8 protein-coding genes are annotated in these 14,626 nt (G+C 51.4%); 7 read left to right on the forward strand and 1 reads right to left on the reverse strand.

The features are described from left to right. Positions 1–75: 75 nt before the first annotated feature. From Poly41_RS19100 to Poly41_RS19130, 7 genes are all read left to right on the forward strand, one after another. Positions 76–2,448, forward strand: coding sequence for a DEAD/DEAH box helicase family protein (locus tag Poly41_RS19100; RefSeq protein ID WP_146528340.1), 2,373 nt, complete (start codon positions 76–78; stop codon positions 2,446–2,448). Positions 2,449–2,453: 5 nt separating this feature from the next. After that, positions 2,454–2,681, forward strand: a complete 228-nt coding sequence (locus Poly41_RS19105; RefSeq protein ID WP_146528341.1) for a hypothetical protein — start codon at positions 2,454–2,456, stop codon at positions 2,679–2,681. After that, positions 2,674–3,243 carry a hypothetical protein gene (locus tag Poly41_RS19110; RefSeq protein ID WP_146528342.1) on the forward strand — a complete coding sequence of 190 codons (570 nt, stop codon included), beginning with the start codon at positions 2,674–2,676 and terminating at the stop codon, positions 3,241–3,243. Before Poly41_RS19105 ends, Poly41_RS19110 begins: the two co-directional genes overlap by 8 nt. A 100-nt stretch (positions 3,244–3,343) precedes the next feature. Then, a complete protein-coding gene (locus Poly41_RS19115) occupies positions 3,344–5,554 on the forward strand; it encodes an N-6 DNA methylase (RefSeq protein ID WP_146528343.1) in 2,211 nt (736 codons plus the stop codon). A gap of 86 nt (positions 5,555–5,640) precedes the next feature. Then, on the forward strand, positions 5,641–9,816 hold the full coding sequence (locus Poly41_RS19120) for an N-6 DNA methylase (protein WP_146528344.1): 4,176 nt from the start codon (positions 5,641–5,643) through the stop codon (positions 9,814–9,816). After that, on the forward strand, positions 9,809–11,383 hold the full coding sequence (locus Poly41_RS19125; protein ID WP_146528345.1) for a hypothetical protein: 1,575 nt from the start codon (positions 9,809–9,811) through the stop codon (positions 11,381–11,383). Before Poly41_RS19120 ends, Poly41_RS19125 begins: the two co-directional genes overlap by 8 nt. Positions 11,384–11,438: 55 nt before the next feature. Then, positions 11,439–12,893 (forward strand): SEFIR domain-containing protein, encoded by a 1,455-nt coding sequence (locus tag Poly41_RS19130; RefSeq protein ID WP_146528346.1) that lies wholly within the window; start codon positions 11,439–11,441, stop codon positions 12,891–12,893. 405 nt (positions 12,894–13,298) lie between these two features. Here the strand turns inward: Poly41_RS19130 and Poly41_RS19135 are convergent, their stop codons facing one another. Then, a complete protein-coding gene (locus Poly41_RS19135; RefSeq protein ID WP_146528347.1) occupies positions 13,299–14,330 on the reverse strand; it encodes a tyrosine-type recombinase/integrase in 1,032 nt (343 codons plus the stop codon). Positions 14,331–14,626: the final 296 nt, after the last annotated feature.

Consider the following 14,626-nt stretch of genomic DNA (forward strand, 5'->3'; position numbering starts at 1 on the left):
AGCACCGGCAGGAACAATGGAACTGCGAACGGCGACAATTGATTCTACCACCATGCGTTTTGGGAACCTGACCTCATGCCACTCAACGAACGGGAAACCCGACAACAACTAATCGACCCCAAACTTGCCACTGCAGGTTGGGAACTCGAACGTGAATTACGCATTGGCCCTGGCCGTGTCAATTTTAGCGGCGACACTGCCGACTCGATGTACGATCCCTCGCAAGCGATCATCGCAGACTACCTGCTGCGTTACCGTGGAGTGCCACTTGCCATCTGTGAAGCGAAAGCAGAAAGCGAAGACGCTGCCGACGGTATGCAGCAAGGGTCGCGGTATGCCGATCGTTTGTCGCTTCGCTTTTCAATCTCAACAAATGGTCACGATTGGATTCTGACTGATAACGAAACGGGTGACTACGAGACGTTCAAAGAGCCTCCCACGCCGGATGAAATCGTTCTGCGACTTGGTGTCACCATTGATTGGGATCGCTGGGAAGGTTCCTTCGCAGCAAACTTCTACGTTGATCAAATCAGCCGTCGAAAAACGCGTCCCTATCAAGAGATGGCAATCGCCAAGACCCTTTGGCAATTTGCGCAAGGGATCGAGCGAGTCTTGTTGTTAATGGCGACCGGAACAGGCAAGACGTTCACTGTTTTTCAACTCGTTTGGAAACTGATGGGTGGCGGTGCTCTCAAGCGGCAACATGTCTTGTTTTTGACCGATCGCAATAGCTTGAAGGACCAGGCGTATCGTGCGTTCAACGCGTTTGATGCCAACGAACGAGTCACGATCGACAAAGCGACCGTAGCCGACGGAAAACACACCGTCGGGAAAATCTTCTTCGCCAACTACCAGAACCTCGATGAGGAACTGGACGGCAAAAAGGTCTACGAGCACTACGACCCAGGTTTTTTCGATCTCGTTGTTATCGACGAGTGTCATCGCAGCGGCTTTGGCGATTGGTTTGGAGTGCTGGAGCATTTTGGTAGTGCGCTGCAACTTGGCCTGACGGCAACGCCGCGAGAACTTGAAGAAGGTCGTCGTGCGTTGACCGCTGAAGAGCAGCGACGTGACACCTACAGCTACTTCGGCGATCCCATCTTCACTTACACACTTCGCCAAGCGGTCGATGACGGTTACCTCGTTCCCTACCTGCTTGAAGAACGTATTACAAACGTCGACGAAAACGGATATACCGACGCAGAAGGACGGCAGTACGAAACGAAGAACTTCGAGCGTGACATCAGTTTGCCGGATCGAACTCGGGCGATTGCGGAAGACCTTTGGTCCATCCTCGGTAAGTACGGACTCCGAGAAGAAAAGACCATCGTCTTTTGTGTCAACGATACCCACGCCGCCTTCATGGCTGCCGAACTGCGTCGATTGTCGGGAGACAAAGACTATGCCGCCCGGGTCACTCGCAGTGAACGCAACAGTCACCAATTGGAACGAAACTTCGCGATCGTCGGCGCGAGTAAACCACGTGTCGCCGTCACCGTTGATTTATTGACAACCGGCTTCGATGCACCCGACGTAAAAAACGTCGTCTTCGTTCGCCCGCTACGCAGTGCGATTCTGTACAAGCAGATGAAGGGACGTGGAACGCGACTCTGTGAAGACGTCAACAAACGCTACTTCACTCTGTTCGACTATTCCGGTGCCAGTGCGCTCGAAGATGCTGAATTTGACGGGCACCCAGCAAACAAGCAAAAGGGAGCAAAGCCGAAGTCGAAACCAAAGAAAAAGGATAGTGACGATCCCAAGACACCGAAGCCAGTGGATGAAGGCGTTACGGTTTTCATCTCGGATTCTAACCGCTACGTCTGTCTAGCCGACGGTCGAAAAATACCATTTGAGGACTATACCGAGCAATCACGTGAGTTCTTGTTGGGCGTATCGTCCAAGAGTATCGATCAGTTACTCGAAATTTGGATTGACAAAAAGAGCCGTCAAGAATTGCGGGAGGACTTGCGAGATCAAGACATTTATCCAGCTGCGTTCCGTCACTACCTCGATTTACCCGACACCGATGACGTCGACATTTTGTCAAAAATCGGATTTGAATTACCTCAAGTACCGACGCGTCCCGAACGAGTCGCTCGGTTCTGGCAAGCTGACAATGTATGGTACGAGTCTAAGTTTGGTTTGACGCTGCCTCAAAACGAAAGCGGTAACTTACAGATTGGCAGTACCGATTTCAGCTTAGCAGGCGAAGAGATCGCCAAATCTGGTGACGCATGGAAAATCGACTTCTGGCGAACAGCACTGGACCATTACTCGATGTTCGGGATCGACGATCTTGAACGGGCGCAGACGTACGGCGCACCTCAGTTCGTCGAACAGTTTGGCAGTTTTCAAACGTTGACCAAACGTTACGGCGGCGCAAAAGACCTCAAAGTTGACTTGGAAGCAATTAAACAACACGTCTACGTCCCCATGACCCTGTGAAACGCATGACTCCAACCGAATTCACCCAGCAGCAAATCCAGCGATATCGCCAGATGACTGGCGAGCAACGGTTGCTGATCGCACTGAACTTGCACGAAATGTCGTGCGAGATTGCTCGTGATGGCATTCGTGGCCGATACCCTGATGCAACGTCCGAATTGATTGAAAGCAAGCTACACGAACGTTTGCGGCAAGCCTATCCAACGAATGCCATGGTGGCTTCTGATGACTGAACAAGAACTACTGCAAGATTGCCTCAGGCGACTCAACCAGTCCTCGATCGACTACATGCTCGTTGGTTCGATGGCTAGCAACTACTGGGGCATCCCACGATCGACACACGACATCGACTTCGTGATCGAGTTTGAAGACGCTGATGTCGATGCAATCGTCAATCTCTTTGAAGATGACTTTTTCATCCAAGAGATCAGCGTTCGATCGGCACTCAAGCCACCCTACCAATTCAATGCACTGGACAACCGGTCGGCGTTGAAGGTCGATTTCTTTCGACTCGCCGGAGACGCCTACGAACTTGAAAGATTCAAACGACGGAGAAGCGTCACGATTTTGGGGCAACCCGCGATCCTTGCCGCCCCGGAAGATGTCATCCTTCACAAGTTGCGTTGGTACACGATCAGCCCATCCGACCGGCAACTCACGGACTCGGTCGGCATCCTGTCGGTTTCCGACGACGTGATCGACAATGAATACCTGAACCACTGGGCGAGCGAGATTGGTGTCATGGAACTACTCGACAATATCCGCACTGGACAGACGCCACCAAAATCCACATGACCAATTGTGGGATAGGCTTCCAGCCTGTCGGCACACAACGACAGGCTGGAAGCCTAACCCACGTCTTTAAACAAACGCATCGTTTAACGAATTAACATACATGGCAAAGAAGAAAGCAACCAAAAAGAAAAACGCGACGACCAAGGCGGTAGCCAAGAAGTCCGCTGCGCCAAAAACAAACGGCTCCGTCGACCATCGTCGTCAGGAAGTTGGTCAGATCGTCAAGAACGCTTGCAATCAGCTCAATTCCGAAGGCGTTGATGCGAGAAACTACGTCGAGCAACTGGCATGGTTGTTCTTCTTGAAGGCGTTTGACGAAGCCGAAACGCGAAGGGAAGAGGAAGCTGCCTTCGACGACGAGCCGTATGATCGCCGCTTGGCCGGTGAATATGCCTGGTCATCTTGGGCATCCAAGACCGATCATCCCGACGAGATGCTGGAGTTCGTCGACCGCAAATTGTGGATCAAACTAACCAGCCCCGATCCCAAGAAGGGATTGGGGGACGATCCAATGGCCGAACGATTCCGCCGCATCTTTGACAACGTCCGCAACTATTGCCGTCGAGGCGCATCGTTTGCTCGCGTGGTCCAACAAGTAAACCGTCTGCACTTCAGCAGCGACACTGACGTTCATGTGTTGTCGGAAATCTACGAGGATTTGTTAAATCGCGTTGCTGCTGACAGCGCCGGGTACGCGGGCGAGTTCTACACCCAGCGGCACATCATTCGTGCGATGATCGAAGTCGTGAAGCCGCAAGTTGGCAAAAAAGTCTATGACCCTTGCTTCGGAACCTGTGGATTCTTAGGTGAAGCCGCTGACTACATGGTGGATGCAAACCGGAATCCGAAGGCCCGCAATCTAAGCGGGCGCGATTTGGAGAAGCTGCAATCGGGCACTTTCTACGGAATGGAGATCAAACCGCTGACCTACTTGCTGGGTACCATGAACATGATCCTTCACGGGATCGAATCGGCTAACTTGGAACTCGGCAACACGCTGGAAGTCCACAACCAGAACGTCGCCGAGAAGGACAAGTACGACGTCATTCTTTCCAATCCACCCTACGGCGGCAAAATGGCCTCCGAGTTGCAAACCAATTTCCGAGTTCGCTCAGGGGCGACGGAGTGCTTGTTCTTGCAACACATCATGCGCAACCTCGCCAAAGGCGGTCGTGCCGCAGTGATCGTTCCAGAGGGAGTTGTTACGCAAGAAAATGCAAGCCAGAAAATCAGGAAGGAGCTATTGGAGCAATTCAACGTACATACCGTGCTTTCGCTACCAGCCGGTTGTTTCCTGCCATATACAAATGTAAAGACAAATGTTCTTTTCTTCGATCGACCTACGAAAACGCCAACAACTGGAAAACTGCAAACAAAGGAAGTTTGGTTTTACGAGCTAACGAATGATGGATTCGAGTGCAAGACATCAAGAAAACCAATGGATGGAACGCAGTTCCCTGACTTTCTTTCAAAACTGCATAGCAGAGATGATAGCGAGCGATCTTGGTGTACTAGCATCGACGATATCGTTGCCAAAGGCTACGACCTATCTGCGAGAAACCCACACCGAAACGACGAGCTCGATACGCGACAACTTGATGAAGTGCTTGACCTGACGGTATCCAACGAGTCGAAGGTGCAAGAGTTGTTGGGGGAGATCGTTGATATCGTTGGGCAGGCTAGCACATCGCCGCAGTGGCCAAGCAAAAAGCTGTCATGCGTCACGCAGATAAACCCACGAAGGCCAGCCAGTCTTAGGGACCTCCCCGATGGTCATGCAGTGTCATTTGTTCCGATGCCCGCTGTTGATCAGTACAAGGGTGCAATCGTCGGTGCGGAAGTTCGGCCGTATGCGGAAGTCAAAAAAGGATTCACTTATTTTTCGGAAGGTGACGTTATCTTTGCGAAAATCACGCCTTGCATGCAGAACGGCAAGTGCGCAGTGGCACGCAACCTGTCGAACGAATTAGGTTTCGGCTCGACCGAGTTCCATGTTGTTCGACCAATGGCGGACGTTATTGAAGCAGAGTGGATTTGGCATTTTCTCCGACAGAAGCCCCTTCGTGTTGAAGCGACACACCATTTTCGTGGAGCGGTCGGACAGCAACGGGTTCCGGCATCTTACATCGAGGAAATTCAGATCCCGATTCCGGAATTGCCCGAACAACAACGCGTTCTCCGATTGATCCACTCAATATTCAACAGGCTCTCCGATGTCGAGAGTCTCAAAGCGGAGGTATGCGGTAGCCGAGTCTACCTTGAGTCGCTCCGTGATGCTGTCCTTCGCAAAGCCTTTGCAGGGGAGCTGTAATCGCCGTGGCATTTGGGCAATCAATTTCTCGAACATCGAAAGAACTGCAAGCGATTTGTGAGCGGCTGCGAACTTCGGATAGCTCCGTGCAGCACGTTTGGGTGGCGTTGGCTACACTGATATTTTTGCGCTGGGCAGATTTTCAGGATGCTGAACGGGAAGCCATCGCAGCATTCGATGAAGATGACTTTACGCCCGTATTGCCTTCACAGTTGCACTGGCGAAGCTGGTGCGAATTACCGCCAGAACAGCTTTCCGAAACGTTGAAATTGGTGATGGGACGGATCGTCAATCACGAACCTGACTCAGCGCTTGCTGTGCAACTCTCGCGGATCACGCCCGGCCTGGAGGTGCTGCTGTGGTATCCGCCGGATGTCGTCAAGTCGATGTGCGATTGGCTGCGTTCACACCAGATCGAAACACCTGCGGAACGACTCGCACTTCGTCGCATATTCGACGAATGCCTAGCTAGTGCCGATGTGGAAGATGCAGGAATGATGCGGACGCCGATCGAAGTCGTTAATGTGATGGTGCGATTAGCTGATCCCAAGTTAGGTGAATCGGTCTACGATCCATGCATCGGCACTGGTCGTTTCCTGACGCGGGCAATCGATTATGTTCACAAGATGACAGACATGTCGGATCCGCTAAAATTGCAATCCGGTAAGCCGCTACTCAGCGTGGCGGGCGTGGAACTGGATGAACACCAGTACGTCATCGCACTGACTCGCTTGGTGCTGTCGGGCGTCGTCGAGCCACAACTTGAACGTGGTAGTAGTTTGGAACGCGACGGCGCGGGCAATCCTCATCACGAATTGTTCGATGTCGTGCTAGGCAATCCGCCATGGGGAATGAAAATCGATACCGATGGACTGGGGCAGTATCCTGTACCAACGAACGATTCGGCATCGCTGTTCGTGCAACATGCCCTAAGCAATTTGAGGCCTGGCGGTCGATTGATGATGACAGTGCCGCCCAGCTTACTTTTCAGCCAAAAAGACCAACCGCTGCGTGAGTTTCTAATTGAACAAAACCAACTTGAGACGGTGATCTCGCTGCCATCGAAACTGTTCAAGCCTTATACATCGGTCGGCTTCACGCTTCTGGAGGTCGTCCGTGGTGGCGAAACAAAGAGTGTTCGATTTATTGATGGTGATGCTATCTATCGCGAAAACCGCGAAGACTTAGAAATGTCTTATACCGTGGACGAGCTGTGCATCAAGTTTTGGAATCATGCCCGGCGTCCCGATTCGAACACGACGTACCGCGTCGAAGGCGTTTCAAAGTTGGCGGATCGTGAGTTTGATTTGACACCGCGAGCAGGTACGGAAAGCAAGTTAGAAGCGACACTGGAAGCATTATCCAGTGACATTCCGATTCAAACGCTTGGCGAAGTTTGCCAAATCTTGCGTGGTCACAACATCCCAACACGGGAGCTAATGGAATCGCCACCGCGATCCAACTACAAACCATCGGGAACAACGCTATTTGACGAAGTGGAAGTAGAGGAAATCAATCCACAACGCCCATTCGATTTTGCCGATGAAGCAATCCCTTATCTGCGAATCAAGGATATTCAGGGCGGCTCGATTACCAGTGGGTCATCGTGGCTGATGCCCGCTGCTGCTTCAAACCTAGATCCAAGAAAGAAAGTTCGTGGCGGCGACGTCTTGCTGTCCAAATCCGGGACGATCGGCAAAACTGGAATTGTTCGCGATCAAGCGAGCGGCGGTGTCGCGTCCAGTGGGCTGTTCGTCCTCCGAGTCCAACCCGGCATCGATCCAAATTACCTTGTGGCGTACCTACAAAGCGAAGACGCAAGAACCTGGCTCGACGAACGAGCCCGAGGATCTGCGGCTCGGCACCTTTCGGCGAAGACGCTGGAATCGTTACCCATCCCCGTTCCAGCGATGCAGGTTCAAGAACGAGTGATCCAAGCGGTGAATAACGAACGCGATGATGCGATCGCAACGCTTGCGAGTGTATCAACAGATCAAAAAAGCACCGAAATCACCAATGCGATTTATCGATGGATTGATGAGGAAATTCGCCGCATCGCATTACATCGAATCGTGGATCAACAAGCTAATGAAAACCGCGATACAATTGAATCAATGGCCCGACGTAAGGGCATCCCGGTGAAATGGAACGTATCAGCCAACTTAATTTCATGCCTAGAAGATACTGCACATTACGGATCGCCGCTGCATATTTGCCAGAAGTGCGGAAATCCCTATTTAGTCGACTTTATAAATGGAACTCGCAATTCTCCGGCTGGCTACAACCAAGTTGTTTACGAATCGTGTGTTCCTTGCTTTGTAGACGCCGGACCGAGTGAATTCACGATTGAATCGATTCGTGAATGCACCGCACTGGCTCCATGGGCTATCGCGATGAGCGAAGCAATCGACCAAATGACGTTGTTGACGGCAATCATTAACGACGGTGCGAGCTTGCTGGCCACCTTACAGGCCACGCGAGCGATGTTTAAATCATCGCAAAAGTTGATCCCTGACTCTGAAAAGAGCGGTAAACCCAAACACTTAGTTTCCGAATTTCTGAATCTGATCGACGATTGCATCAAACGTATGCACTCGCCACCGACAATTGAGCTGACCGTTTCGCTCGCTTCGAATATTAGGCGAGAGCCGGATAGATTTATCGTCACAGTCAAGAATTGTGGTCTGCTGCCTGTTCGCGTTTTACGCCTTGGTTCAGTCGGGCTCGATATTGAAGAAAAGAGAGGTGTAATCCCGCACCTGCGCGATGATGATACTACGGAACTCGAATTGGCATGCCTTCCGGTTGACGGTGAACAAGAAGTGGCCATTCGTTGGTCCGGCAAGCGTTTTAATGGTGTCCCATTTGAGGGAAGCTCTAACTTAATTGTACCGGCGCCTGGCAAGCAAAACGCTGATTTGCAGGGTGAAGAAACACCTATCGACACCACAAGCTTAGTCAGTCCTTACGTTTGCGGAGATCCGATCACACGCGAGCGAAACGATCTGTTCTACGGTCGTGAAGGATTGATTGACCAAATACGAAGACAAGTGCAAGAGAGTGGTAATCTGGTGCTGCTCGAAGGCAACCGTCGTTCTGGTAAATCGTCGATCCTAAGACATCTCGAAGGAACCGACTCGATTCCAAATTGGCTGTGTGTTTATTGCAGCGTTCACTCCGCCGAAGGGGACAACGACGGGCGAGTGTCGGCGGCAAGTTTCTTTCAGAGGTTTGCCTTGCAAATCGCGCGAGCAGTGCGTGATGCTTTTGGCCGCGTCACTTTCCCCGATGGCTCAATTGCAACAAATCGCAGGGCGGTGTCACAGAGCGTACGCGACCTGATTGGCAAGGAAATGCCGTTCAGTGACTTTCAAGAGTTTGTTGAAACTGCTGTGGAACACTTGGAGGCTTCTGGGATGAGCTTGCTGTTGATGTTAGATGAGTTTGACAAGCTGCAAGACGATATTGAGCGTGGTGAACTGCCGAGCCAGTTTTTATTGAATCTAAGAAGCCTTGTTCAAAGCACACCACGGTTCACCATGTTGATTACCGGATCGCTTCGATTGCAGCGGCTTCGCGAAGAGTATTGGTCGGCACTCTACGGTCTTGGGACACGATACGGCGTCACGGCACTTAGCGACGATGACGCGCGGCGACTGATTGTTGAACCTGTCAACGGCATGCTGCAATTCTCTGAAGAAGTGATCCAACAGATCATCAGTTTGACCGCTGGACAGCCTTATCTGATTCAGTGTGTTTGTTATCGTGCCTTCGACTTGGCAACACGACAGCAGGTCACGCGGATCAAGTCTGAGCACATGTTCGATGCGATCATGGAATTGCTACAAGATAACGAGCACTTTGCTGCGATCTGGGATTACGCCCACTTGCATCGCCGGAAACTGCTGTTGGCGATCATTCGTGCTGAGACAAAGCAATCGAATTCGCCGCCTCGATTTGGAATGCTGCAGGAAAAATTGGCTGATGCGGGAATCTTTTTGCCCGATGAAGATCTGGATCGCGATCTTGCCGACCTATTGGAACTGGAATTGATTGCCAAGACGGGGCCTTCATCGGATCGGAAATACGGTCTTGCTGTTCCGTTAATGGGGATGTGGATTGATTTGCACCAAGACATTGCCGTTTTGAAGTCGCGAGCACTGACAGAGTCGGAAGAACAGCCAACAAATGCCAAAATTCGGGAGATGAAGCATCTTTCACGTGAAGTCAAACGACTGCAAGAGGATTTAGAAGATGAGTGAAGTTTTCCCGATTCAAGGTTCGCAAACGATTGAACTTATCGGGCGTGCAGGCATGCTCGATCGCATTTGGAGCGACCTGCGTGGCCCACGCCCCAAACTGTCACTCGTCGGACCTGCCTATATCGGCAAGTCGGTCATCCTGAAGGCTCTGGAGAAACGGGCCTTGGAAAGTGGTGAGTACGGTGCCGTTCTGTATTGGGACTTTACGATCGCCCCCGAGTCAAAAACTGCTTTCTACCAGGAGTTCTGCAAACGACTGGGGCAAGCGATGAAGGTCTCGCCGGCAGTCTCCGCTTTCGCGGATTACCTCGACGAGCCGGAATACACGGCTTTGGAGGATCTATTTGCGGAGATGAAGGAAGAGGGCCACGAACTGCTGTTTATTTGGGACAGCTTCGATCGTCCACTGGCAGAAGCAAACCTGCCCGCTCAGTTGTTTGGGGAGTTGCGTGAAATTCTAAACGGACAGCACCAACTTATCACAGCAACCCGCGCGCCACTTCGCGAGATCGCGAGAGACAAAGAGGTACAGGGAAGCCCGTTTTGGAATCTGTTCGGTGATCAGGTGCCGCTTAGAGTTGGTTGCTTCGACGAAAAGGACATTGAGGCAGCGGTCGCCAAATCAGGGCTTTCTTTGGGGAGCGGAGCACAGAAAGAGCTTTCCAACTGGACGGGCGGGCACCCTGTTTTGCTGCTCTCGATGCTGAATGGTTTGCACGGCACGTCAACAGAAGTTGACAACAAGGCCGTCGTTCGTGCGGCGAACCGTCTTTGTGAGCAACAAGCCGACCGTTTGAAAATGCTTTGGCATGACACCACACTCAGCATAAGTGCTCGTGATGGATTCCATTTCCTTGCAGAGAACGAACCCGTTGATGAGAACCAAATCGGGAGAGAAGACCGTGACGCATTGATAGCGAGAGGGTTCGCGAGCCGCGATCGCACCAAACTGCATTGCGGTTGTCGGCTGCTACGGACACATGTTCAAAATGCTGCACCGGACGCAGGAACGGTCAGCCGACTGTTTGGTAACGAACCCAGCTACCACGCGAATATCCGTGACCTTCTTGAGCTACGTTTGTCGCACTTCAAAGTCGTCGACCCCAGCTTATTCCGTCTCGTCAAGCAAGCGATTGGGGACATTCCCGATTACGCCAAGCATTGCTTGAACAATCTAACACATGTCGAAGACGAAGCCCTTGACCTGATTTGGAAGCACGAGTTCGGTCCCACGCGAAAGATACCTCAAGAAATCATCTGCTTCTGGACGTCTCCACCATGTAGTCAAAACAAACAAATCGCCGCCATGATGGCTGGTGGCAACATAGTGGTTCCCGCTGATCGACCGAAACAACTTGGACTGTTACAAGTCTTGACGGGTTGCACTATGCACGTTGATTCCAAAGCCAATTATGTCAGCAAAGACACCTACGTGCTGCTCAATGCGATTCACCAATTTCGCAATCGTAGCGAACACACTGATGGTCAATCCATTGATGTCGGCGTAGCAGTATCGGCACTTCTGATGTGCATTGAACTGCTTGGCTGCCTATCACGAGAGCTGTAGAACTAAAATGGGTAAAAATAGCAAGCTATGAAATCGAAATGATGCACGTGAAAGCATGAGCGAGAATCAATCTTTGATACGGAAAGTATTTGTATCCTATGCACACACAAACGAAGACCATGTCGAATGGGTAATCGATCTAGCGACATCACTTCAGGCGGATGGTATCGAAGTCGTGCTTGACCAATGGGACTTGCGTGAGGGACAAGATGCCAATGTTTTCATGGAGCAGATGGTCACCGACGAGTCGATTGACCGAATCTTGATGGTCTCCGACGCCAACTATGCCGCGAAAGCGGACAAACGGGAGGGCGGAGTTGGAACTGAATCACAGATCATTTCTGCGGAATTATACAAGCAGGTTGGACAAACGAAGTTCGTCGCAATTCTCAGGGAGCGTGATAAAGACGACCAAGCTTGCTTGCCAGTGTTCTACGGAAGTCGAATCTACATTGACATGTGTGATGAAGAATCATTTAGCCGGAACTACGAGCGACTAGTCCGGCACATTTTCGACAAGCCTCTGAACGTCAAACCGCCACTTGGCAAGGCGCCAGCGTTTATAATTAGCAATGGGTTATCCTCAGTTATTTGCATCCGTTCAAGTCGACGATTTTGCGACGTATTGATTACGGGACGCGGTAACCCCGCGGCGGCATTCGATCAATTCGCAAAGGATTTGGTCGTTGATTTGGAGGCGCATCGAATGAGTCTCGATCGAGATGCCGAGGAATCGTGGCCGGATGACGTGCTTGATTCGATCGAAAAGATGCGGCCAATCCGAGATGCACTAATTGACGTGGTCGCCATTACGGGTAGTAGTGTCTACGAGTCATGGCTCTTGCCCGCAATCGTCGCTCTTCTTGAGAAAACAGCCAATTTTGCGAAGATCCTTACAAAGCCCAATGCCGGTATTCGAGCTATCTCACAGGATAACTTTCGGTTTTTTGCACAGGAAGCCTTTCTTTCGGTAATTGGAATTCTCATTTGCAAACGCCGATATGATTTGGTGAATCGACTTTTTTGTGCCGACTATTTTATTCGTGACCGTCACGACGAGGAATCGATCAACACAGAACGGTATGACGTTTTTCACGATCCGGCAATCACACTTGAGGAGATGTGCAATCAGAAACTAGAATCCAAGTGGATTTCGTTTACTGGCAACCTGATTTTCAAGCGTGCCACGCACCCGGAACTGCCAGCATTGCAACTCATTCAGGCCGATGCGATATCGCTGCTACACGGCATGCAGCACCACGGCCAATGGCCGCCAACAGTATCGATCCACGGAAGGTACCATCAGCGACTTCCCCTTTTTGATTCGGTCGTGACGACCGGGAATGTGGGTGGCTTGGGAGAAATACTTGGGATTGACAGTGTCAGAGGCATCCTGGATCTGTTGGAATCAGATGAGATGCGTCACTTCTACAGTGGCGGTAGATACTGGAGAACCTGTTACTCTGACGGATCGATTTTCGCGTTGGAAGATCTTCGAAGTTATCGCTGAGGAGTACTTCAGCATTGTCCCAAAACGGATTTTGAGACGATGCTGGATCGTTTTTGGAAATCCCAATTGGGACCGGTGGTCTCTGGGCTTTGTTAGGATTAGTGCAACGCCTCGCCTGTAACAACGCTAACAAGACAATGCTAAAACAAGAATACACATAATCATGCCACTACAGAATCGCGTAACCCCTTGGAACGAAATCATCGCGACGCAGGACCGAGGTGCATGGATGGGGATCCGTCGCTGCCGAGACGGGCAGAAAGCGACCCATCTACCCTGACGAGAGATTCTTCCGTGAGTGCATGCGGCCTCGTCTGCTCTTTGTGAAACACTTCGTTCGCTAAACGGCTGCAATTCTAGGCCTAACTGCTGTTCGAATTTGCAATTGCTGAGATTTCGTTGCGATCAGATCGAGATTCGCTCAACGATGTTGCGAGTCACCTTTCGCTGCCTTCGATCGTAAAGCCGTGTTGTTCTGGGATCGGCGTGGCCGGCGAGGTTTTGGACGTCTTCTAGGGGCACGCCTTGACTGAGTAGGTCGGTGATCGTGGTGACGCGAAAGGAATGTGGCGACAACCGGGATGGTAAGCCGGCATTCCTGAGTCGGCGTTTCAACATTCTGCCTATATCGCCGGCAGTCATGGCGTTTTCGGTGAGCCGTTTGGTTCGGCGAACCACTGAGCGGAATAGCGGTGTTGATTTATCGGCATTGTCGAGAACACCAGAGGTGCGATAGGCGGTGATGAATTGCTGCAGATCGTGTCGGACGGGGATCTCGCGTGACTTGCCACCTTTTTCTGTGAATCGCAGGCAGTATTGCTCGCCCGTGTCGAAGTAGTGTTGCATTTGGAGCTTGGCAATCGCTCCGACGCGAGCGGCTGTGTAGATCAGGATGCCGATGATGGCACGATCACGCAGTCCCACGATCGATTCAACATCAATACTGCTCATCAATTTTCGTGCTTGTTGAGTAGACATTTCGGGGGTTTTGCCTTCAACGACTTGCAACCGTTCACCACGGACTGACGCCGCTGCATTTAGCACGACCACATGTCGCGTTACGAGCGTGTCGAAAAAATGCCGAAGTGCTGACAGATGCAACTTCTTGGTTGCGGGAGCGTAGGCAAGCCCATCCAAGTAGCTCCCAACATCGCGAGGGGTGATTGTTGGCAGCTCTTTGTCGATTGATTTGCAGTGACGCAGGAATTGGCTGACTGCGTGGGCGTAAGCGGCCCGTGTATGAGGATTGCGTATCTTCCCGTAGATGAACTCTTCCCAAGCAAACTGCGCAGCAGCGCCCCCAGCAGCGACCAGAGCGGGCATCTCGTTGTCCGTCTGGTTACGAACCGAGACCCCCTGAATAGTCGCCACGGGAACCAGATCCGCATCACCGGGTTTGGCTAACCGAGTATCTGCATTTTTTAACGGCTCATCCATGCTCCACCAAGCGAATGCTAAACAATCCAGCAATTAATTCACGCACACGGACAATCGGAAATGCCCGTAACCCGAGTTTTTTTGCCCGCTAACAATAACGCACTATAACGTCCTTTGTCACGCACTAAGTGTCGCTAGCGAATCAGCGGAAGCATTGGTTAGGCGACGCAATGAAAGGCTCGCTTCATCACATTTCTTGAGTGACTGGACGCCAGAGAATTTGGCGTTGATATCCGGATGATTGCTTGAGGGTAACTACTAAATGCTACGCCATGGTTTCGGAATCGCTCTGCAAG

It is taken from the genome of Novipirellula artificiosorum (assembly GCF_007860135.1).
In the GTDB taxonomy this organism is placed as follows: Bacteria; Planctomycetota; Planctomycetia; order Pirellulales; family Pirellulaceae; genus Novipirellula_A; species Novipirellula_A artificiosorum.